The following is a 22,350-nucleotide window of genomic DNA, read 5'->3' as shown; positions in this document are numbered from 1 at the left end:
GCCGAATTCACTCGGTCACCTGCTTCCCCTCCGGGCACAACGGACAAACTTCAGGAACCCGGCATCCATGCCCCCGGTACGCTCCGGCAGCGGGGTCATGCCGTGTCTCAAATTCATGGCCGGCCATCAGCGCGGCTGCCTCAACGATGACCGGAGTCGCCCAGTCCTGGTCCGTTTCCAAGGGCTCCTGGTCCTGCACCTTGACACTCTTGGTGGTGCCGCCTAGTTGCACGAGCGCGGCACCACCCGACTCGTCTTTGCCCTCGAAAGCACCGTGATGCACCGCGACTTGGTACGCCGCCAATTGACCGTGCCGTTCGAGCTCGTTCTTCGTCGGTGTGCTGCGCCCGGTCTTCAAGTCAACGATCACCAACCGGCCGTCGTCGTCGATTTCCAACCGGTCCACCTGCCCCCGCAGCAAGGCCGTCCGTTCGCCGCCGGGGACCTCGACGGCGAAGTCGGTTTCGGTGGAGACGAGTTGCCGACCCTCCCGGCGCATCAGCAGAATATACGCCGCAAGTTTGCGGACCATTGTCTCCGCCCGCTGGTAGTCCAGCCGCCCCTCCCAGTTTTCCTTCATCCCCAGCTCCGGCCAGCGGTGCTGCAATTCCTTGATGTATTCGCTGCCGGCGGCGTCGGGCATATCATGGGCTATTTGATGCACCAGCGTCCCCAGGCTCCGGGCGAAATCGGTGGTGGCTTCTCCGCCGGCGGCCTGGATGAACCAGCTCAATGGTGACTTATGGACGGCTTCCACCTTGGACGGGGAAACCGGTACAGGCTGCTGCGGATCGACGATATCCACCCCCGCACTGGACAATTCCAGCAGCCCCCACCAGCTGTCCGGATCCGCCCCGGCGACCGGCGTCTCGCTGCACGTCAGTCTGGCGAGTTGCCGCACAGCCCGCCCGGCGGTGAGCGGGTGTTCCTCGTCCTGCTGTGCCCATTGCCGCAGCTCGGACACCAGCGCCCGCAGCGTCAACGGACGCAGCACCTCCGTCTTGGGACGTGGATTCTCCGGGTCGGTCCACGGGTCCACGATGTCGATGAACTGCGACGGCGCCTCTTCTTCGGACGACACCGCGGTACAAACCAGTTGGGATCCGGCGCGTGAGATGGCTGCGGAGAAGCTGCGCAATTCGTCGTAGCGAGTCTCGTGAAGCCGTGTCAGGACGTCCACCCTGCGGGCCTGCTCCGGGCCCAGTTCCATGGCATCGACGAACAAGGTGCTGCCCAGCAGCTCGCCGCGCAGCCGGAGGTTGGGCCACACCCCGTCCTGCAGACCGGCGACGAAGACCACCGGCCACTGTCTGCCCGCAGCACTGGCCGGGGTCAACAGTTCCACTGCCTCCCGGTTCTGTGCCCGGCGTGCGAGCGTGTCCATGGGCAGTTCCTGGTTCATCAGGTACTCCAGGAATTGCCGCGGATTGGAACCGGGCAGCTGATCAACATACCGTTCGGCGGTGTGGAAGAGTTCCATCATGGCGTCCAGATCGCGGTCGGCGCGCAGCCCGGCCGGGCCGCCGTCGATGGCCAGACGGGCCCAATAGTCGGACCATCCCGATGCCGACCACAAAGCCCACAGCATCGTCTCGGCGTTTGCGCCTTGCTCGGTCGCTGCGGCAGCACCGGCCGCCAATATCCTGCCAATGCGCTGCGCCGGACGCGCCTGGAATCCGAGTGTCTCCAGCAGCGGCGGCTCCCGCAAGGCGTCCACCAGCAGGGCGTCGCTGCTGCGTCCGCCACCGGCCTGGATCTCCTCACGGCGCAATGCCTGCCGGATCCGGCGCAAGTCGATGGCGGAGGCACCACCGATCCGGGAGGTCAACAGCTCCACCGCCGTTTCGGGCGTTAGGCCGTCCGGATCCAGCGCGATGGCATAGGCCTCCAGCAGCGGGCGCACGGCCGGCTCGTCACGCACGGCGGTTTCAGCCACCGGGACGTTGACCGGGATGCCTTGTGCCGTCAGGAACCGCTGAACGTGGGCCAGCTGGCCACCGGTGCGGACAATGACAGCCATCTGCGACAGCTGCCGGCCGCCATTGAGCTGGGCGTCCAGGATCCGCTGGGCGATATACCGCAGCTCATGCACCGACGAAGCCAAAACATGCGCTTCGGCCCGGCCTGTTTCCCGGGCGCCGTGTGCTTCCTCCGGTTTCTCCGGTTCACCTGGATCGTCCGGTTCCGCCGCCTGCGGTTCCTCCGGTTCCGCCGCCTGCGGATCGCCTGACGCGCCTGCCGCCGGCTCCGTGCCGGTGACCGGTTGAACCAGTTCACGGCCGTGGCTGGAGGCACCGCGGCGTGCTATGCGTGAGGCCACGGTCTGCCATGTTGCAGCCAGGGGCGCGGGCAGCCGGTGCGACGTCGAGAGCACGTACCGGGACACCGGCGTGGAGTCTGTTGCCAGCAGCCCTTCGACGGCGAACACCAGATCAGGCCGGGCACCGCGGAAGCCCTGCACTACGGTGTCCGGGCAGGCTGCGGCCAACACGTCCTTGCCCGCTCCCAGCACGGCCAGCAACTCATGTACGGCCGGATTAGCTTCCTGCAGGTCGTCGACCAGCACCAGCGACAGCCGGTCGCGTTCCTGCTGCAGGAATTCAGGATCGTCCTGGAACAGCTGCCGGGCGGCGGTGATAATGCCTGCGGGGTCGAAGCTTTCCGGCATCCGCAGGTCAATCAGGTCTCGGTACTCGGCGTACAGCTGTGCTGCGGCCACCCAGTCCGGCCGGTCCAGCTCATGGCCCATGCGGGCAAAATCGTCCGAAGTGATGCCGTACTCGATCACCCGGTCGAACAGCTGCCGTACTTCCTGTCGGAAGCCGCGCGTTCCGCGGGCGGCCTCGAGTTCGTCCGGCCACGGCAGGGCACGCACCCCGGCTGCCTCGTGTCCGGCGAGCAACTCAGCGATGATCAGGTCCTGTTCGGGACCGGAGAGCAGTTTGGGCGGCCGCGTCAGCTGCGGCAACCGTCCCTCGGCGCGTGCCCGGGTGATCAGGTCGAATGAATATGACGCCCAGGTGCGAGCCGGCGTCGCACTCAGGCTCCGATTCAGCCGTGCCGTCATCTGGTCCCGCAGCGTCGCCGTCATCGACCGTGAGGGGGCCAGCATCAGCACCGACGCCGGGTCCACGCCGTCGTCGTTGATCCGCCGCACCGCGGCCTCCACCAGCACGGTGCTCTTGCCCGTACCAGGTGCCCCGAGGATGAGGGCAGGGCCGGAACCGGACGGGAGGTCGACAACGGCCTGCTGATCGGCGCTAAGCAGCGGCGGCTCAGGACGATGTTGTTCCGGCGGGCGGAGGTGCAGCCGGTGTGCTGTAGTTTCGGTCACGGAACCACTTCACCACAGGGGTGTGACATTTTTGCCACGAGGTCTTCGATCGCCTTGATTTCAGTATCCGAGGGTTGCCAGCGGGCCACCCTCATATCCACCCGATAAACGCCGCTGCCGGTCAGCTTCAGTGGTGTCCCTTCGTTTTCATAGTGGCCCAGCGCCCTCGCATCATGGCACTTTGGAGGCTCGCCATTGGCACGCAGCACCCGCCACCACGGCGCGGAACCACCGTAATGGGACATCACCGCACCGACCTGGCGGGGACCGGCTGAATCCAGCAATTCGGCGATGTCGCCGTATGCCAGCACTCTGCCCGGCGGAATCAGATTCACCGCGGCCAGCACTGCATCCACATACTCATCCCGCATACTCCAACTCTATTCAATCCGGCCAAAGGTTGTGGCGTTCCACGGTTTTGTCGGTACCTGCCGATAGCTTCGAAACATGGACAATTGGCACGAACTCCCCAGGGCAGCGTTCGATCTCGAAACCACCGGCCGGGATCCGCATCAGGCCCGCATTGTCACGGCCTCCGTCGTGGTGGTCGACGGCGGCGGGTCAGTGATTGCCAGCCATGAGTGGCTGGCGCGTCCGGAGATCGAGATTCCAGCCGAAGCGACGGCGGTGCACGGCATTTCCAACCGCCAGGCGCGGCGCTCCGGTATGGTCCCGCACCGCGTTGCTGCCCAGGTGTCGACCGTGCTGGCGGGGTTGTTCGACGCCGGCACTCCGGTCATGGCGTTCAACGCCCCCTACGATTTCACGGTGCTCAATGCCGAATGCGCCCGCTACGGTGTCATCCCTCCGGTGGCCAGCCCGGTGATCGATCCGTTCGTACTGAACAAGGAGGTCCACCGATTCCGCAAGGGAAAACGTACCCTGGTGGCCCTGTGCGAGGAGTATCTGGTCGATCTCTCGGAGGCTCATACCTCCGCGGCGGACGCGCTGGCCACCATCCGGCTGGCCGACTGCCTGGCCGATAAATTCCCCCAGTTGCAGACGGACGCCGCCGCATTGCATGAGTCGCAGATCGGCTGGTGCCGCGAACAGGCTGCCAGCTTCCAGGACTACCTGCGACGGACCAGGGACCCGGAGGCAGTCATCAGCGGTGAGTGGCCCGCCCACGCCGAACTGGTCGCTGCTTAAGTATCAGCGGTTGGACGACCCTGCAGGTTCCACATCTGCCTGGTCCCCGATCATGTATTCGACGCATCTGTCGATGGGTGGGCGCGGGAGATGGTCGGCTTTCTCGTCGCATTCATTGTGCTCGTGATGACGGCTTTCATCGCGCTGGGAGTCATGGGGTATGCGGGCTCCAGGGGTGATGCTTGGGCCGATCGGCGGTGGGGTAGTAACTCTGATCGCTTGATCGCTGTGGGCTAGAAGCCACAAATGACGCATGAGCCAATGTGGATGTTGGTCAGGTTCTGAATCGCTTTGTCATTCTCACGGCCAGGACGCTTGCAGCTAACGCGCTCACCCACCATGGCCAGCCGTCAAGCAAGGTCAGGGCTGTCCGGGGACCAAAGACCAAGCATGCTGGAACGAACACACCCACCATCGCCCCAAGTGCTGCGGACGGGGCCCGCAGCACGGTCGAAATCCGGCCCATCAATACGTGGAGTCCCAAAGCACATGCAGCAGAGAACCCAGCAACAGCTCCACCGATGAAGAGTCCGGCGATCACTGCCACGATGTAGGTGCCGAAGTCCGGTTGCCAAGCTGGGCTCGGTGAGGGACCAATCATCGAAAGCGGCATCAGGACGGCTCCGAAGAGAGACCCGATGAAAATGCCTTTGAATAATACCGCCGCATATGGCGTTTCTCTCCGGCTCCGGTGACCTATGTCGTCCACTGTTGCCGGCACACCATGAGCACTTTCATCCGTATTCCCCATAGTCGAAGAATACGTCTCGCCCACTCGATAGGCGAGGAGGAACCCTGACACCACTGGTCGATGGGTTCTTCAGGGACATATGTTCCCCGTTGAGCACCCGTTAGTTGAGAACCATTTTCCGGCGAATCATGTCAGGCCAATCATCTGGACCAGTATTCTCGGCAACGTAGATATCCGAATAGTCACCTGTGACTGCGATTGCTGCCTTGACGTCAACACCGTGGATTTTCAGCACCGTGGTCTGACCTACGCCCTTCCAGCCATCGTCGGTGCGGCCCGGAATGTCCGCTTCGCCAATAGAGGACGTAGGTCCTGGCGGTTTGGCCGTGACCAACAGGAGGACGCGGAAGAGTCCCTCGCATCGAAGTAGCCCACACGATAGTAGTCTCTACCGATCCCGCCCTGTACGCGCTGACGAATTCCGCAAGGGCTGTCCGGCATAGAATGTCCCGGGCCGTCCCAAAGAACCCCGACTCAAGCGGGCAGCTGGAGAGTCCTGTTCGGGTGGCCCCGTGCCTTTCGGATGGAGCTATGGTGACTTCGTCTCCGTGAAAGCACAGATGATGTTCTGACGAAGAAGAAGGTCATGAGCGTTTGGCACGACGCGACCACTCGATCCGGCCAGTGGACTTCCTGCTCAGGCACCCGGGTCGAGAACTCAAACCACGGCCAGCCTATCGGCCAGACTCACCGCATTCACCAGGCCGGTCAGTGACTGGGAAATGTCGCATACAACAGGACCGGCAAAATCACTGGTCCATTCATTGTCCACTCAGCTGAAGCCGGGAACACGCCCTCCTGACCCTACCCACTCAAGGATCGACATCCGGAACCGGCAAGTGTCTCATCCGTGCCAAACCCATTGAGTACCAATTTCTGCGTGCTGAGCTGCGATGTCAATCGGGGCGATTGAGCACGTCGCCATCCCACGTCAGATCGGCGTCGGTGCGAATCGGCAGCGCCTCGAGACCCGGCGTCTGCACGAGCTCGCGGATAAGCGCCGTCGTTCCCGCAACGAGCGTCGAGTCGAAGTCGATTTCTGTGGCAAGCAACCACGAGTGATCGTCGGGCCACAGAATGCTGGGCGACTGTGACCACAGGACATTATCGACCCAGGGCGCGCAGCCAGGCCAAGCAGCATCCGCGAAGTCATTAGCCCCTGCCTCGAACAGAACATAGTTCCGTCCAGTGCCTCCATGCAGATCGAACCGGGGCCCGGTTGCGACTTCACGAGTGAGCAGCCCAGAGCCGAGTTCCGGCTCGTCGCTGGCGAGTCCCGGAAGGGTCTCGGCCATGGAACGCGCCCCGGCGATCCCTCGCCGAGCGGCCGTAGCAAGCCGCTCGCGAAGCGTCGGACAACCGACGCGCTTAGCAACCTCGTCGGTGTAGCTGGCGGCCAGCCCGTCTCCCGGCTCGACGACGAAGTAACCCACCCCTGCCGAACTGATAAGGCCGCCCCACCCATCCCAAACGGCGGCGATGCCAGCATCCGGAGTCGTGGTGTGACGAGCAAGAACCACCGACGCCGCCGTGAGTGACGTGGCGTCAAAACATCCCTCCATCGTGTCCCCGTAGCGCCAGCCGTCTGCGGCGATCGCGCCATCGACATTGCCGTAGTCACGCCGCACGAGGCGTGCGTACTGCGCCTCGGCGTGCATGACCGTGTCAAACGATGCAGCAGCCTTCGCCCAGGTGGTGCGCTCCGTCTCAAGCGATGCCTCGATGTCCTCGACACCGTCGAAGTACGTCGTCTCATCAACGCCCTGCCACGTCTTCGTGTCGCGCGGGCGGTCGCGTTCGACAGGATGGAATATACGCGCGTACGTTTCGAAACCGCGAGGCACAATCGACAGGATGCTGCCAAACGGTTCAGCTTCCATAGGGCGAAGCCAATCGCCCCGGGAAAGGGTAGGCACCCACTCGAATCGTTTTGACATGCACCCATTCTCCTCGTGCGTAGCGGACCCGGCTCTTGAGCTCGATGCCCTCGAGCGTCGTTCGTCCGGTGTTGTATCTTGATGATGTTCTGAATCGCCTTCGGCTTACGGGACGCTCGGCAAGCAAGCTAGACAACTGGCCATAGAGAGACGCCATTGGAACGTTTGGAGCGTAAACTGCTCAGGCTGCCAAAGTCAGGTGCAGGATTTTTCAGTGCTCATTTCCGCGAACATCCGCAACTCGATATCGCTTCCCGGGCGGTCGTTCGGGTCCATTCCAAACAGCCACGTCAAACCTTTCAGCCCTCGGGCGTTGCGACCGACAAGTGCGATAGCGATGAGCGTGTCATCGGAAGCTTTTTCCTTTGCCCATTTGTGCACTTCGCTGAAAGTGGCATCAGACACGTCAACTGTAGTGATTGCCCGGGAAACTCCTTTGGCGAAGTACACCCGGTAAATGGAGTCGTGCTGCTCCCAGGTGCTATCGCGCTCGTCCACTTCCTCAATGTTCATAGCCAACATGATAGGTGCGGCCATGGCGCAACTCACACCGATTCGGGATACGGAAAAGCCGGATGTTGGGCAGCGCGACTGAGATGTTGTGTCCTCGTCCTTCGGTCAGATGCCGATTCAGGCAGGCACTGGAGGATAGAACAGTCAATTAGCATGGGGAGAACGTCTCAAATATCAAGGGGGATTCGACTCCATGGAAATGGCTGCTGGTTTCGGAATTTTCGCAGTTTTGTATTTTGTCTTTGTAGCTGCTGTAGCGGTACTGGGCATCTGGATTGCCATATTGGTGATCAAGGTTCTGCAGCTAAAGATCACCGAGCTCAAATTGCGAATCGCCCGCTATGGAGACGAACCCCCGCGGCAGGGAGGAAACGGAGAATGAACCCCATCATGCCGATGTGGTTTGAAGTGGCGGTGTTGCTGCCCCTGATCCTGCATTTTTTCCTTCTAGTGGCGCTAATCAGTGTTGGCCGCACCAGTCGTCACACCTCTGCTGCCAAGGGCGTATGGGTCATCATCATTCTCGCCGTACCGTTTCTGGGGCCGATCCTGTGGTTCCTGATTGGGCGCAGCGCAACACCGGGAATCGAAGCCCAGAGCAGGAGCAGCGCCAACTAGTGTTCCCTGCACCATCGTCCTACGCGGCCGCGCGACGGCTGGTGACCATGCGAGGGGAGGAGCAAGTTCCCCTGTGTGCAGGGTCATTTGGGGCGTCAATCTGCAAACTCGATGGTTGCGACGTCGAACTTAGTGCCGCGGCAGGTCGCGGTCACGGTCACCTGCGGCGGATTCTTCGCTGCTAGCGCCTGCTTGAGAAACCGTGGGGTCGGCACCGGATCGGTGTTGCTGGTAATGCGCGCATCCAACTCGACGCGAGACCACGTGTCCAGGTCCAACCCCATGCCGTGGGCGGTGGTGAACGCCGCGGTATAGGGAACTGTGAGGTCATAGTCCCCCTCATCGGGCATCGCCCCGTCGTCGATGACGATATCCCAGGTCCCGGTGAACGCCACCGACTCTTCACACGTTACGGGCTGGGAGGCGGCCTTGAGCAAGGCCGGCCACTGGTCCATCTTCAGGGCCGTGTTCACGTATACCGAGGCGTGTCCGCCTTGGCCCAGCAACACGGCCTGGTCAGTACTGGTGTTGGGAAGGGCGAACAATTCACCTTGGTACGAGCCCTGTAGCGGACTACCGTCACAGTCGCCGAAGTGTGCACTGCCCAACGACCGGCCAGGTCGCGGCATCGAGGCCACCGCCACCGCCCGGTACACGGCACCTTCATCGCGGACCTTCAACGTGCACTCTCCCTCCATTCCCTGGCGGGACGAGCACCCCGCGACACCGACGGTCGTCAAGACAACAACGATCACGCCCCAGGACACAGCACCGACTATCCGACGCATCCGTGACCCCTTCCTGCTCGTATCGACGATCCTACGCACCCACCGATGATCCAGCATCATCAACAATCAATGCACATGTGCGGACAGCCCGTCACGGACGAGATGATTCAGGATTGGGCGGACGAAGCCGAATCCGGTTTCGAGCTCGAGACGTTGCGAAGGCGTGGCCGGCCAACCGTTGGCGACGGTCCGGGTGCGATCGTGCCTGCAAGGATGGACGCAGAGTTATTGGCGACCCTGAACGCCCGCGCAAAGCAGGAACGTGCCACCCCGGTCGGAGGCCACCCGCGAAGCCGTGCGCAGCTGGACACACGCCACGTGAAAGTCCATGCATCCGCATTCAAGCATGGGATCAGCCCAGGGGCCAGCACCCATGCAGTCGCATATCACCTGTACTCCGCACCTCTGGATGACGCTACCCCGGCGCGAGAGTTCCGACTCGTTATCACCGCCGGCCACGCCCGCCCGGGAGCGCTGGTGGAGACCGATACTGTAGCGACTATGCCGGAGTAACGTCGCTGTCCCTACCCGGCTGCCCGCGCCGCAGCCGCTGCAGCGGCGGGAAGCGCACGGGTGATCCGTTCCATCGCGGCGTCGTCATGGGCGGCTGAGAGGAACCACGCCTCGAACACCGACGGCGGCAGGTAAACACCGGATTCCAGCATGGAATGGAAGAACGGCCCGAACCGGAAGGCCTGCTGCGACTGCGCCTGTTCATAGTTGTGCACACCGGTCTGCGACGTACCGAACGCGACGCTGAACAGGTTGCCGGCACGCTGGATGCTGTGGTCGACGCCGGCGGCGTTCAGGGCATCGCCCAGCGCCGTCGACAGCTGGGCCGAACGCCTGTCGATGGTGGAGTAGACAGCCTCATCAGCGGCCGTCAGGGTCGCAATGCCTGCGGCCATGGCAATCGGATTACCCGACAAGGTGCCTGCCTGGTAGACCGGCCCGGTCGGTGCCAGATGGTCCATCACTTCGGCGCGCCCGCCGACTGCAGCCACCGGCATGCCGCCGCCGATCACCTTGCCGAAGGTGAGCAGGTCCGGGGCCCATGCCGGTGAGGCGCCGGCCGCTCCCCCGGTCTCACCCCAGTATCCGGCGGGGCCGACGCGGAATCCGGTGAGCACCTCATCCATGATCAGCAGTGAGCCGTGCCGGGCCGTGATATCGGCCAGCCCGGCGTTGAATCCGTCGGCGGGAGCGACCACGCCCATGTTGGCCGGAGCCGCCTCGGTGATGACGGCCGCGATCTTGTCGCCGTGGGTTTCGAAGGCTTCACGCACCGCGTCAAGGTCGTTGTACGGCAGCACCAGGGTCTCTGCGGCTGTGGCTTCGGTGACACCGGCCGAGCCGGGCAGGGACAACGTGGCGACGCCGGATCCGGCCGAGGCGAGCAGCGAATCGAGGTGGCCGTGATAGCAGCCGGCGAACTTGATGATCAGGTTCCTGCCGGTGTAGCCGCGGGCCAGCCGGACAGCCGTCATCGTCGCTTCGGTCCCGGTGGAGACCATCCGCAGGCGTTCGACGGCGGCGACCCGGCCCAGCACCAATTCGGCCAGCTCGGCCTCCCCGGCTATGGAGGCACCAAAGGAGAGCCCGCGGTCGACGGCGGAGTGGACGGCGTCGAGCACCGCCGGATGTGAGTGGCCCAGCAGCGCCGGCCCCCAGGAGCCGACCAGGTCCACGTACTCGCGGCCGTCGACGTCCCTCAGGTACGCGCCCCGTCCGGAGGCCATGAAGGGCGGGGTCCCGCCGACGGAACCAAACCCGCGGACCGGGGAACTGACCCCGCCGGGCATGGTCGCCTTGGCGCGGTCAAAGAGTTCAGCAGAGCTGGTCATTATTTTCCTTCCTTCAGCCATCCGGCCAATTCCTGCGCCCAGTACGTCAGCACCATATCCGCACCGGCGCGGCGGATACTCAGCACTGACTCTTCAATCGCACGACGACGGTCGATCCAGCCGTTGGCGGCAGCGGCCTCGATCATCGCGTACTCGCCGGAGACCTGGTAAGCGCCCACGGGAACGTCGCTGACCTCGGCGACGTCGGATATCACGTCCAGGTAGCTCAGCGCCGGCTTCACCATCACCATATCCGCGCCCTCGGCCAGGTCGAGGCCGACCTCCTGCATGGCCTCGGTGCGGTTGGCGGGGTCCATCTGGTAGCTGCGGCGATCGCCCTGCAACTGGGAGTCGACGGCTTCGCGGAAGGGACCGTAAAACGCCGACGCGTACTTCACCGCATAGGCCAGCTGGGACACATTGGTGAATCCTGCACCGTCGAGTGCCTGCCGGATGACGGCGGTTTGCCCGTCCATCATGCCGGAGGGACCGAGTACATCCGCGCCGGCGCTGGCCTGGGCCAGCGCCATGTCTGCGTAAATTTCCAAGGTGGCGTCATTGTCCACGGCACCATCGGCGTCGAGCACTCCGCAGTGGCCGTGATCGGTGAATTCGTCCAGGCAGAGGTCCGACATCACGACCAGGTCATCGCCCACTTCGGACACGACGTCGGCGATCGCCTTGTTCAGTACGCCTTCGGCGTCGACGCCGGCGCTCCCCCGCGCGTCGCGCACCTCGGGCACCCCGAACAGCATGATCCCGCCCAGACCGGCTTCGGCGGCGTCGGCTGCGGCAGCCCGCAGGCTGTCCGTCGTGTGCTGGACGACCCCCGGCATGGATGCTATCGGGACCGGCTCGGAGGCACCTTCGCGGATGAAAGCCGGCAAAATCAATTGGCCCGCGCTCACCTGGTGCTCCCTGGTCAGTCGACGCATGGCCTCGGTAGTACGCAGCCGCCGGGGCCGGTGGTGGGGGAAACTCACGAATGCTCCTTGTTGGTCTTTCGTCTGCGGCTCAGGTTTCGTCTGCTCAGGGTCCTTCCCTGTCCTTCAGGAACCTGGCCCTGGGCTCAGTACCTGATTCAATGCTGCCGCAATGCCCGCCCCGGACGGCTCCGGGGCCGTCGCCGCCGTCGCCAGGCCGCAGCGTTCAGCCTCGCGCGCCGTCGGCCTGCCGATGGCCACCACCCTAACGCGCGGATCCAGCCGGGGACATTCTTCGACGATCCGCCGGGCGGCGCTCGGCGACGTCAACACCAGCGCGTCCACGCCTCCGCTGTGCGCCCGGGTCCCGAATTCGGCCGGTGTCCAAACCGGCACGTCCCGCGTGGAGCCGGCCGGATCGGCACCAGCGGCGACACCAGCCCCGGCCGCGCCATCAGCAACGCCCGGTCCACTGACCATCGACAGCGCCTGGTCCAGTCTCCTGGCCGGATCGGCCGGATATGCCACCGTACGGTAGGCAGTCACCCCGACGACGGCGGCGCCGAGCTGGCGCAGCCCCTCGCCGAGTGCCGGATCGGCGATATCGGCCTGGGGCAGCAACACCGAGGCGTGCCGGGCACCGGCCGGCCAGACTTGCAGCAGTCCCGCCCCCGACCGTTCCATGCCGGGCACAAGGGACACCGCGATCCCCTCCGCTTCGAGCGCGGCGCGGGTGGTGTCTCCGACCGCTGCCACGGCTGTGCCTTCGGGAACCAGATCGGCCATGGCAACATCCAGCTCAGCGCATCGCTGGGCGAGAGCCCGCACGGTGGTGATACTGGTGACCACCAGCCAATCGAATCCGTCCGCGGACAGGCGACGCACAGCATCGTCGAAGGCCCCGGTGTCCTCGGGAAGCTCGAAATCGATCACCGGCACGAGGACCATCCGCGCCCCGGTCGCCTTCAGCGTGTGAAGCATGGATCCGGCCCGGTCCGGGCTGCGGGTCAGGGCCACCGTCCGGCTGTCCAGGACAGGAAGCGCCCCGGTCTCAGACGTTCCAGCCATCCCTATTCGGCCAGCGGAGTCAGGCCGGCCGCTCCCGCGTCCAGCAGCTTCTCCGCGAGCAGTACACCCAGCGCCGCCGCACCGGCCGCGCTGGTGTCGCCGGTGGCGGCGCTTTGGCGGATGATCCGGCTGCCATCGGGTTTGCAGACGACGGCGTCCAGGGACAACCGGCCCTGGCCGAGGTGGCCCAGCGCGCCGATGGGTGCGGTGCATCCGGCCTCCAGCCGGGCCAGCACCGACCGTTCAGCCGTCACGGGCAGCCGGGTCGCGGCGTCGTCGTAGGCGGCCAAGGCCTTGCCCACCATGGAGCGGTCGGTATTCGTTTCGCTGCGGCATTCCAGGGCCAACGCCCCCTGTGCGGGGGCCGGAAGCATGACCGACGGGTCGAGATATTCGGTGACGGCATCCTGCAGCTCCAGCCGCTGCAGTCCGGCGGCGGCCAGCACGACCGCGTCCAGGTCACCGGGTGCCACGCGGCCCAGCCGGGTACCGACGTTGCCGCGGATATCGACCACTTCAAGGTCCGGCCGGGCAGCGAGGATCTGGGCCCCCCGGCGGGGTGATCCGGTGCCCACCTTGGAACCGGGTTCCAGCTCCGCCAGCGTCAGATTGTTCCGCGCACACAGCGCGTCCCGGTGGTCGACACGGGGCGGAATGGCCGCGATGTCCAGGTCCTGTGCCGCCTCGGTGGGCAAGTCCTTCAGCGAGTGCACGGCGATATCGCAGTCCCCGCGCAGCAGCGAATCGCGCAGCGCCGTGACGAAGACCCCGGTACCACCGATTTGGGTCAGCGACCCCTTGAACTCATCGCCCTGGGTCTTCACCGTGACGAGTTCGACGTCGAATCCGCCGTGATCGGCCAGTTCCTCAGCCGCCGCCGATGTCTGTGTCATGGCCAGGGAACTGCCCCGGGTGCCGAACCGGACAGTTGGTTTCGACCCGCTCATTCAGCTGCCCCGACCGACAGATCGGCTTCGTCGCTGCCGGCGATCGTCGGCTTGGCGCCGCGCCGGTTGGCGCAGCAACCGGGCGTGCAGACGTCATACCACGGCCCCAGCCCGGTCAGTGCGGGGCGGTCGGCAATGTTGTTCTCAACCGTCCGTTCGCAGACCAGGTCGACCAGGCCGGCGACGAACTTGTCGTGGATACCAGGGGTCGGGACACGGACGGCGGCCAGCGACAGTTCGGTGGCCGTCTCCATGGCCTCGGTATCCAGGTCCCACACCACTTCCATGTGGTCGCTGACAAAGCCCAGCGGCACCAGCACCACGCCCTTGACGCCGTCGGCGGCCAGCTCGGCGAGCTTGTCGTTGACGTCCGGTTCCAGCCACGGGGTCTGCGGCGAGCCGCTGCGGGACTGGTACACCAGCGACCACTCGGTGTCCGCCTCGGCGATGGTGTCCATGATGGAGGTGGCGACTGCCAGATGCTGGGCAACGTAGGCGCTGGATTCGACGAATTCGCGGTTCCGCGGCCCGGATGCTTCAGCATCGGCGGTGGGGATGGAGTGCGTGCAGAAGAGCACGTGCACGTCGCGGGCATCCGGATCCTGTTCGGGGGCGTCGACGGCGCCTTCCGTTCCGGTGGCCTGCAGTTTTCCGCGGACCCCGGCGAGCCCCTCGGTCAGACGCTCCACGAAGGGTGCCACGAATCCGGGATGGTCAAAGTACTGGCGCACCTTGTCGACCTCGAGCTTTCCGGTCAGCCCGGTCTGTTCCAGGGCCATACCGAAATCTTCCCGGTACTGGCGGCAACTCGAATAGCTCGCATAGGCGCTGGTGGACACTGCCAGTAGGCGCCGGTGGCCGATGTCGTATGCCCGCTGCAGCGTTTCGGGGACGTACGGGTCCCAGTTCCGGTTGCCCCACAGCACCGGCAGGTCGATACCGCGCCGCTCCAGTTCCGCCTCCAGCGCGGCCTTCAGCGCCCGGTTTTGCGCATTGATGGGGCTGATCCCGCCGTTGGCCCGGTAGTGGGTGGCCACTTCTTCGAGCCGCTCATCGGGGATCCCGCGGCCGCGGGTGACATTGCGCAGGAACGGGATCACATCCTCCTGCCCCTCGGGCCCGCCGAAGGAGGCGAGGAAGATGCCGTCGTATCGTTTCGGCTCCATGACCCGGATTCCGCCGTCGTCGGCCAGGTCAGGCTGGGTGGTCACTGCAGGACCTCCGCAATCTGTGCCGCATTGACCCGGCGGCCGGTGTAGAAGGGAATTTCCTCGCGCACGTGGTGCCGGGCCGGCGTATTGCGCAGATGGCGCATCAGGTCCACGAGGTCGGTCAGTTCGGGAGCCTCCAGGCCCAGGATCCATTCCCAGTCCCCCAGCGCGAACGACGAGACCGTGTTGGACAGCACCTGCGGGAAGTCGCGGCCGAGCATGCCGTGGTCCCGGAGCATCGCCGCGCGTTCCTCGCTGGGCAGCGTGTACCACTCGTAGGAGCGGACGAAGGGGTAGACGCACACCCATTCCTCGGGGCTGACGCCGCGGTAGAAGGCCGGCGAATGGTTCTTGTTGAATTCCGCTTCGCGGTGGGTGCCCATCGCGGACCAGGCGATTTCGGTGCCGGCAAACAGGCCGGTCCGGCGGATCCGGCGGACCGCGGCCTGCAGGTCCTCGGCCTTGGGGCCGTGCACCCACACCATGACGTCGGCATCGGCGCGCATGCCGGAGACGTCGTAGAGGCCGCGCAGGGTGACGCCGTCGTCGGCCAGCTGGCTGGTCAACTCTTCGAAGGAATCCACCGTTGATGAACGGTCGACGTGATCCGTCCGCTTGAATACGGTCCAGAGGGTAAACCGTTGAACAACACCCTCAGGGCCGCCGTTTTCGGCGGACGCGTTGCTTGACGTGCGGGGTTCATCCAATGTGTTGCTCATGCTTAACAGTTTGCTCCTTGCTCGTGGATAAAGTCGAAACCGTTCTTCTACACATTGTAGAATATTTCTGTCATAGTTTTCCGGCCAGCGACCGGACCGTTTGGCGGGTATCGGCGGTGACGGCGGCCAGCCCCGTGCCGGCCACCCAGGAGCCGACGACGGCGAGCGCGTCCAGCTGCCCGATCATCTCCCGTGCCTGCTCCACCCGCTGCCGGTGCCCGACGGCGGCAAAGGGCATGGCGCCCTGCCAGCGCACGATCCCGCTGCCCAGCAGGTCGTCGGTGGTGAAGTGCACACCCAGCAGCGCCGCCGCATCGGACACCGCGGAGTCCAGCAGCTCCGCGTCGGTTTCCGGCCCCGCCGTCCCGCCGGCATCGCCCGCGCCGGACGCATCCCCGCCGCCGGCATCGAACTCCCCGGCTGTGCTGCCCGAACTCATCCGGCCATAGGAGAGCCGCAGCACGTGCGTGCCGGGGCCGGCTTCGTCGGCCAGCCAGGCCCATTTGGAGGTGGCGTGCGTCAATGCCTTGGCTTCGATTCCCGGGGCCTGCGGGGCCACCAGGATCCCGGTCCCACGGGTCGGCGTGTCGAGCTCGGGCATATCGAGGACGAGGGTGACCAGCTTGATCTGGTGCCCGCGGGGCGGTCGGACCTGATCCAGGCCGGGCACGGCCGCGGAGAGCAGATCCGCTGCCACCGGCCCGGGGGTGGCGACGACAACGGCGTCAGTGTTCCACTTCCGCGCGGCCGTTTCGACCACCCACTTGCCTGATGGGTCGTCGCGCTGCAGCCCCGTCACGGATGCGTCGCTGAGCAGCTGCACCTTGGACTGTTTCAGCTCATCGACGAGGGCATCGACCAGCAGGTGCATCCCGCCGGCCAGTGACTGGACTGCCGAACCGGATTTGGCCCGCGCCCGCAGTTGAGTCACGGCCTGGCCCAGCGAACCGTGCTCTGCCACCAGCCGGCGCAGCCCCGGAGCGACCATATCGACGTCGAGGATGGCCGGGTCGGCTGAATGGACGCCGCCGACGACGGGCGTCACCAGCCGTTCCAGCACGGTGCGGCCCATCCGTGCGGTGACCACGTCGGCGACGCTGGCGGATTCGTCGTCAGTGCCGACGGAAGCCGGCAGCCACTTGTCCAGCCGTGCCCGCAATGACCCGCGGAACCCAAGGGCGCGCCGCACCTCGGGAGCGCCGGGGTCGGCGGGTATGCCCAGCACCCCGGTCTTGGGCAGCGGGACCGCGCCTTGTGGCAATTGCACCCAGGCTCCGGCCGGGTTGGGATCGACCAGTCGTTCTTCCAGCCCGAGCTCGCCGATCAGGTCGCTGACCGCCGTCGAGCGGGTGGCGAATGATTCAGCCCCGCTGTCCAGAGTGAGGGAGGCAACGTCATGCGACCCCACGCAGCCGCCGAACCGGCCGCTGGCTTCCAGCACCGTGACGGCAGTGCCGGCGGCGCTCAGTTCGCGGGCGGCGAGCAGCCCGGAGATGCCGCCCCCGACGACGACGGCGGACGGTTTCCTGGGTTTGCCTGGTTTGCCGGTTTTGCCTGGTTTGCCGGGCTGGCCGGGCTGGCCGGAACTACCGGGAGTCCTTGCTGTCTGCACTACGGGTCCACCGAATGGACGAGCTCCACGATGCGCGTCAACACGGCCGGGTCGGTGTCCGGCGGAACCCCGTGTCCCAGATTGACCACGTGGCCGGGCGCCGACTGGCCGGCGGCAAGCACCCCGCGGACGTGTTCTTCGAGCACGGACCACGGTGCGGACAGCAGCGCGGGATCAATGTTTCCCTGCAACACAGTGTCCGCCCCGAGCCGGCGATTCGCCTCGTCCAGCGGCAGCCTGTAGTCAACACCCACCACGTCTGCGCCGACGTCGCGCATCGCCGCCAGCAGTTCGCCGGTTCCGGTGCCGAAATGCACCAGCGGTGCGTCCAGTCCGCGCACGTGGTCGAGGGCGGCGGCCGATGCGCCAGCCACGTGCTGCTCGTAGTCCGCCAGGCTCAGTGAACCGGCCCAGGAGTCGAAGAGCTGGGCGGCGCTGGCGCCCGCTTCCAGCTGGGCGCGCAGGAACTTGCCGGAGGCCTCGGCTGTCCAGGCCGCCAGCGCCTTCCACGCCTGAGGATCGGCGTGCATCATAGTCCGCGGGCCCAGGTGGTCACGCGAGGGCTTGCCCTCCACCATGTAGGCAGCCAACGTGTAGGGGGCACCGGCAAAGCCGATCAGCGGCACGGTGCCAAGTTCCGCCACCACCAGCCGTACCGCCTCGCGGACCGGCTCCAGGGCTTCGTCGGTCAACGGCGGCAGGGACGCCACATCGGCGGCCGTGCGGACCGGCTGGCCCAGCACCGGGCCCACCCCTGGCTTAATGTCGACGTCGATACCGGCCAGCTTGAGCGGGATCACGATGTCCGAGAAGAAGATACCGGCGTCGACTCCGTGACGGCGCACCGGCTGCAGCGTGATCTCGGCGGCCAGGTCAGGCGTGAGGCAGGCATCGAGCATGGCCGTGCCTTCCCGTGCGGCACGGTATTCCGGCAGCGAACGCCCCGCCTGGCGCATGAACCAGATGGGGCGCCGCGATGGCTTCCGGGACCGGTAGGCATCGATCAACGGCGAGCCGGACGTGCGACCATCCATCAGCGGATGGTCAAGTGGAAGTGTCATACTCTCGATTCTGCCGAAGAACGCCTGCGGATGGTTAACCCGGCGGGCGCGCTGTACTGCGAAGGTGTCCGGAATCACCACGCGAAAGCCACGAAACAGCGCGTGGATTAGGCTTGCCTATTCGGCCGAATCAGCCTTCCACCGTTATGATTGAGACGCTGTGAATCTACTATCTCTTGTTGCGACCCACACGGATGTGGACCTTGAGACCATAGCGCGGCTCAGCGCGGGCTCCTCAGAGGTTGGCACCTCCGTAATCGACGACGGCCATCCCATTTCCGGAGCCGTCGTCCTTTCGACGTGCAATCGCTACGAGATTTACTGCGAACTCCCCTCCGAGGGGGACGCCGGAACCGCCCAAACGGCGCTGGTTCGGCAGATCAGCCACAACAGCGGCATCGATCCGCACCTCGTGGAACAGTCCTTCGCCGTCAACACCGGCGTGGACGTATCCCGTCACCTGTTCTCCGTCGGCTCCGGGCTGGATTCGGCCGTCGTCGGCGAACGCGAGATCGCCGGCCAGGTCCGGCGCGCCCTCATTGAAGCCCAGGAAACCGGCACCGCCAGCGGCGGGCTCACCCGGCTGTTCCAGACCGCGTCCAAGACCGCCAAGGATGTCGGCTCGCGGACGGGACTCGGTCAGCAGGGCCTGTCCATCGTCACCGTGGCACTGGAACTGGCCGCCGATTTGGGTGGAGCGGACTGGTCCGGGCGGAATGTGGTCATCATTGGCACAGGCGCGTATGCCGGGGCGACCATGTCGCTGCTGCGCGAGCACGGATGCAGCAACATTTCGGTGTTCTCGTCCTCAGGCCGCGCCGAATCCTTCGTCGCATCCCGCGGCGGAACGGCACTTGACCGCGACAGCCTGCCGGCAGCGCTGGCCGGCGCCGACGTCGTCATTGGCTGCAGCGGCGGATCCAACCGGATCACCGCCGATGACCTGTCCCGGGTGCGCAGCGCCCCGGCAAAGCCGCTGATCATGATCGACCTTGCCCTCACGCACGACTTCGACGCGGGCGTCGGGGACCTCGAGGGCGTGGAGCTGATAACCCTGGAATCCGTCCGGCTGGCAGCACCTCAGGAGCAGGCTGATTCACTGACCACGGCCCATGAAATCGTGGCCGACGCCGCTGAGTCTTTCGAGAGCCAGCAGAAATCCCGCACTGTCGACGCGGCAATCGTGGCGCTGCGCAAGCATACGCACAACGTGCTCGACGTCGAGCTGGAGCGGGTGCGGGCACAGCACGGCTGCACCGCTGCCGCCGAGGAAGTGGAATTCGCCCTGCGCCGCATGGTCAAGCAGCTGCTGCACATCCCCACGGTCCGTGGTCGGCAGCTGGCCGCCGACGGCGAGCAGGATACATACATTGCGGCCCTGGAAGCGCTCTACGGCATTGAGGTCGCCGAGCCCTCCGCGGCTGCGGGCACCGCTTCGGGCGCGTCCTGTCCCGTCCACGGGCAGCACGATCAGCAGCCCGGGGAAGAATCAGCCTGAGCCGGTCGTGGAGAGATTCCAGATGAAGGCATCCGCCTGATGCGTGAGGCGCTCACGGTTATTCGCGGGGCTCTGGGGCTGGGAAATCCATCCGCCCGGCATATCACCCTGGATCGGATTGGCATCGCACATCACCAACCCGACCAAACCACACAACAGTACGGGTGGGATCAAGTCGTGCAGGTGGAGGCGGAACTCGCCACCTCGAGAATCCCCGACCCGATACGAAGTTTTTTGGGTCCCGTCGCTATAACAATCATCGGGCAGGTCGAGTGGCTACCCGAGCCCAAAGAAAGTCTCATCCGCCTCACCACCGCCCATCCAGAAGTCAAAAAGTACCCTTCCCGACGTCTCATACCGGCAGATACCGACCACTCGTCGGGCAGTCCCACCTCATACCGGCAGATACTGGCCAACCGCAGGGCAAGCCGGAGCTCAGTAGCTCGGTTTTGCCGGTTCAATCTCCTCCACCCACGCCGCGACTCCCCCGTCGACATGGACGGCGCTGTCAAAGCCGGCCCGTTGCGCCACTGCGAGGGCCTCAGCCGACCTCGCCCCTGATTTGCAGTGGAACACCAGCTTCCGGCCGGAGAACCGGGCCAGGGCATCGCCGTCGATAATCTTAGCCTTGGGCACCAGCACCGATCCGGGGATGTTGACGATCTCATACTCGCCCGGCTCACGAACGTCGATCAGTTCGAAGTCGTCGTCCCCGCGGCCCCGGGCCTCCAGCATTCCGGCAAGTTCCCGCACCGATATGGCCGCTGAGTCCGCGGCGTCGGCAGCATCCGCCGGCAGGATCCCGCAGAAGGCCTCGTAGTCCACCAGATGGGTGATTGGCTCCGCATCCGGATCTTTACGCACCCTGACCTCACGCCATCTCATGGCCAGTGAATCGTAGATCATCAGCCGGCCCAGCAGCGTTTCTCCGGTGCCGGTAATCAGCTTAATGGCTTCGGTCACCATCACAGACCCCACCGAAGCGGGAAGCATGCCCAGCACACCGCCCTCGGCACAGGACGGGACGCTTCCGGGCGGCGGCGCTTCCGGATACAGATCGCGGTAATTCGGACCGTACTTGTCCCAGAAGACCGATATCTGGCCATCGAAGCGATAAATGGATCCCCAGACATACGGTTTGCCCAGGATCGCGGCGGCGTCGTTGACCAGGTAACGGGTGGCGAAGTTGTCGGTTCCGTCGAGAATCAGGTCGTACCCGGAGAAAATGTCCAGGGCGTTGGTCGAATCCAGCCGTACAACATGCAGCACAACGTCCACCAGCGGATTCAGCCGGGCGACGGCGTCGCGGGCGGACTCGGCCTTGAGCCGGCCGACGTCGTCGACCCCGTGGATCACCTGCCGCTGCAGATTCGAGGTGTCCACCACGTCGTCGTCGACAATTCCAATGGTTCCCACGCCGGCCGCGGCCAGGTACAGCAGAGCCGGAGATCCCAGGCCGCCGGCGCCGATCACCAGCACCCGGGCATTCTTCAACCGTCGTTGGCCGGTCATTCCGACTTCCGGAATGATCAGATGCCGAGAGTACCGCTCAATTTCGTCCACGGTGAGGTCGGCGCCCGGTTCGACCAGCGGCGGGAGTTGCTGTTGAGATGACACCTTGAAGTTTCCATTCCGTCGTGTGTTGCCGCCTATGGGGCCGGCACGTGGCGGTTGTCTCTTCCATTATGCCGAACGGCTAAGCTAAAGGGGATCCCTACTTTCATGACGCAGGAAGGCACCGAAGAATTGAGCTCAGCGCAGAACCCGCCGGCGGGACGGTCGACAAGGCTGCCCCGTGACGAACGACGGCGGCAGTTGCTGCAGGCTGCGCACGACGTCTTTGTTGCCAACGGCTATCATGGCGCCGCCATGGACGAGATCGCCGAAACGGCCCACGTGAGCAAACCAGTGCTATACCAGCACTTTCCGGGTAAACGTGAGCTGTATCTGGCGCTGCTGGACAACCATTTGGCGTCGCTGACCGAGTTGCTCGTCTCGGCGCTGAATTCCACGTCGGACAACAAACAGCGTGTGCACGCGACGATGCATGCCTACTTCGAGTTCGTTGCCAACGACGACCAGGCCCACCGCATGGTGTTCGAGTCCGATCTGGCCAATGACCCGGACGTCAGCTCCCGCTTGGAAGCGTTCAACGCCAAGTATGCCGATGCCATCGCCCAGGTGATTGCCGAAGACACCAAGTTGTCACATCAGGAGGCCACGCTCCTCGGACGTGCCCTGGCCGGGATGGCCCAGGTCAGCGCCAGATACTGGCTGGAAACGGACAAGAACCTGGACCTCGAGGTGGCCAGCGAGTTGATATACCGTTTAGCTTGGCGCGGAATCAGCCGGTTTCCGAGCCAGAGTTGAACGGCAC

At 65.1% G+C, this 22,350-nt stretch carries 20 protein-coding genes; 5 read left to right on the top strand and 15 right to left on the bottom strand.

What is annotated here, in order from left to right; genetic code table 11:
• Positions 1-7: 7 nt before the first annotated feature.
• Complete coding sequence (locus H535_RS23840) at positions 8-3,334, bottom strand: ATP-dependent helicase (protein WP_081416487.1); 3,327 nt, start codon at positions 3,332-3,334, stop codon at positions 8-10.
• The gene (locus tag H535_RS0106435; RefSeq protein ID WP_026818904.1) at positions 3,331-3,705 is read right to left on the bottom strand and encodes an MGMT family protein; all 375 of its coding nucleotides are present in this window, start codon (positions 3,703-3,705) and stop codon (positions 3,331-3,333) included. Before H535_RS0106435 ends, H535_RS23840 begins: the two co-directional genes overlap by 4 nt.
• A 76-nt stretch (positions 3,706-3,781) precedes the next feature.
• Between H535_RS0106435 and H535_RS0106430 the strand changes: the two genes are divergently transcribed.
• A complete protein-coding gene (locus tag H535_RS0106430; protein WP_026818903.1) occupies positions 3,782-4,483 on the top strand; it encodes a 3'-5' exonuclease in 702 nt (233 codons plus the stop codon).
• A 274-nt stretch (positions 4,484-4,757) separates the two neighbouring features.
• Here the strand turns inward: H535_RS0106430 and H535_RS28910 are convergent, their stop codons facing one another.
• From H535_RS28910 to H535_RS0106405, 3 genes are all read right to left on the bottom strand, one after another.
• Positions 4,758-5,234, bottom strand: a complete 477-nt coding sequence (locus tag H535_RS28910) for a hypothetical protein (RefSeq protein WP_155838578.1) — start codon at positions 5,232-5,234, stop codon at positions 4,758-4,760.
• 896 nt (positions 5,235-6,130) lie between these two features.
• Positions 6,131-7,114: a hypothetical protein gene (locus H535_RS0106410; RefSeq protein WP_245580194.1), complete on the bottom strand. Its 984-nt coding sequence runs from the start codon at positions 7,112-7,114 to the stop codon at positions 6,131-6,133.
• Between the two features lie 252 nt (positions 7,115-7,366).
• The gene (locus tag H535_RS0106405; protein ID WP_155838577.1) at positions 7,367-7,684 is read right to left on the bottom strand and encodes a hypothetical protein; all 318 of its coding nucleotides are present in this window, start codon (positions 7,682-7,684) and stop codon (positions 7,367-7,369) included.
• Positions 7,685-7,877: 193 nt separating this feature from the next.
• Here H535_RS0106405 and H535_RS29325 point away from each other — a divergent pair, with 193 nt between their 5' ends.
• Positions 7,878-8,066, top strand: coding sequence for a hypothetical protein (locus tag H535_RS29325; RefSeq protein ID WP_035768539.1), 189 nt, complete (start codon positions 7,878-7,880; stop codon positions 8,064-8,066).
• Positions 8,063-8,302, top strand: coding sequence for a PLDc N-terminal domain-containing protein (locus H535_RS29320; RefSeq protein WP_026818898.1), 240 nt, complete (start codon positions 8,063-8,065; stop codon positions 8,300-8,302). Before H535_RS29325 ends, H535_RS29320 begins: the two co-directional genes overlap by 4 nt.
• A 95-nt stretch (positions 8,303-8,397) precedes the next feature.
• Here H535_RS29320 and H535_RS0106390 read toward each other — a convergent pair whose 3' ends face one another.
• From H535_RS0106390 to hemE, 9 genes are all read right to left on the bottom strand, one after another.
• Positions 8,398-9,090, bottom strand: a complete 693-nt coding sequence (locus tag H535_RS0106390) for a hypothetical protein (RefSeq protein WP_035768537.1) — start codon at positions 9,088-9,090, stop codon at positions 8,398-8,400.
• Positions 9,091-9,614: 524 nt separating this feature from the next.
• Positions 9,615-10,934 (bottom strand): glutamate-1-semialdehyde 2,1-aminomutase, encoded by a 1,320-nt coding sequence (gene hemL / locus H535_RS0106380; RefSeq protein WP_026818896.1) that lies wholly within the window; start codon positions 10,932-10,934, stop codon positions 9,615-9,617.
• Complete coding sequence (gene hemB / locus H535_RS0106375) at positions 10,934-11,917, bottom strand: porphobilinogen synthase (protein ID WP_026818895.1); 984 nt, start codon at positions 11,915-11,917, stop codon at positions 10,934-10,936. The genes hemL and hemB overlap by 1 nt, the downstream gene beginning before the upstream one ends.
• 66 nt (positions 11,918-11,983) lie before the next feature.
• On the bottom strand, positions 11,984-12,925 hold the full coding sequence (locus tag H535_RS0106370; RefSeq protein ID WP_035768535.1) for a uroporphyrinogen-III synthase: 942 nt from the start codon (positions 12,923-12,925) through the stop codon (positions 11,984-11,986).
• A gap of 2 nt (positions 12,926-12,927) precedes the next feature.
• Positions 12,928-13,872 carry a hydroxymethylbilane synthase gene (hemC, locus tag H535_RS0106365; RefSeq protein ID WP_026818893.1) on the bottom strand — a complete coding sequence of 315 codons (945 nt, stop codon included), beginning with the start codon at positions 13,870-13,872 and terminating at the stop codon, positions 12,928-12,930.
• The gene (locus H535_RS0106360) at positions 13,869-15,038 is read right to left on the bottom strand and encodes a ferrochelatase (RefSeq protein ID WP_051298714.1); all 1,170 of its coding nucleotides are present in this window, start codon (positions 15,036-15,038) and stop codon (positions 13,869-13,871) included. Before H535_RS0106360 ends, hemC begins: the two co-directional genes overlap by 4 nt.
• Positions 15,039-15,079: 41 nt before the next feature.
• Positions 15,080-15,802: a hydrogen peroxide-dependent heme synthase gene (gene hemQ / locus H535_RS29830; RefSeq protein ID WP_026818891.1), complete on the bottom strand. Its 723-nt coding sequence runs from the start codon at positions 15,800-15,802 to the stop codon at positions 15,080-15,082.
• A gap of 70 nt (positions 15,803-15,872) precedes the next feature.
• A complete protein-coding gene (gene hemG / locus H535_RS23830; protein ID WP_081416484.1) occupies positions 15,873-17,414 on the bottom strand; it encodes a protoporphyrinogen oxidase in 1,542 nt (513 codons plus the stop codon).
• Complete coding sequence (gene hemE / locus H535_RS0106345; protein WP_026818890.1) at positions 17,414-18,475, bottom strand: uroporphyrinogen decarboxylase; 1,062 nt, start codon at positions 18,473-18,475, stop codon at positions 17,414-17,416. Before hemE ends, hemG begins: the two co-directional genes overlap by 1 nt.
• Before the next feature lie 160 nt (positions 18,476-18,635).
• Between hemE and H535_RS0106340 the strand changes: the two genes are divergently transcribed.
• Positions 18,636-19,973, top strand: a complete 1,338-nt coding sequence (locus tag H535_RS0106340; protein ID WP_026818889.1) for a glutamyl-tRNA reductase — start codon at positions 18,636-18,638, stop codon at positions 19,971-19,973.
• 435 nt (positions 19,974-20,408) lie between these two features.
• Here the strand turns inward: H535_RS0106340 and moeB are convergent, their stop codons facing one another.
• Positions 20,409-21,590, bottom strand: coding sequence for a molybdopterin-synthase adenylyltransferase MoeB (moeB, locus tag H535_RS0106330; RefSeq protein WP_026818888.1), 1,182 nt, complete (start codon positions 21,588-21,590; stop codon positions 20,409-20,411).
• Positions 21,591-21,695: 105 nt separating this feature from the next.
• Between moeB and H535_RS0106325 the strand changes: the two genes are divergently transcribed.
• Positions 21,696-22,343, top strand: coding sequence for a TetR/AcrR family transcriptional regulator (locus H535_RS0106325; RefSeq protein ID WP_051298648.1), 648 nt, complete (start codon positions 21,696-21,698; stop codon positions 22,341-22,343).
• The last annotated feature ends 7 nt before the right edge of the window (positions 22,344-22,350 follow it).

The organism is Arthrobacter castelli DSM 16402, from assembly GCF_000430705.1.
Lineage (GTDB): Bacteria > Actinomycetota > Actinomycetes > Actinomycetales > Micrococcaceae > Arthrobacter_C > Arthrobacter_C castelli.
This window is presented reverse-complemented; position numbering and strand designations above follow the sequence as displayed.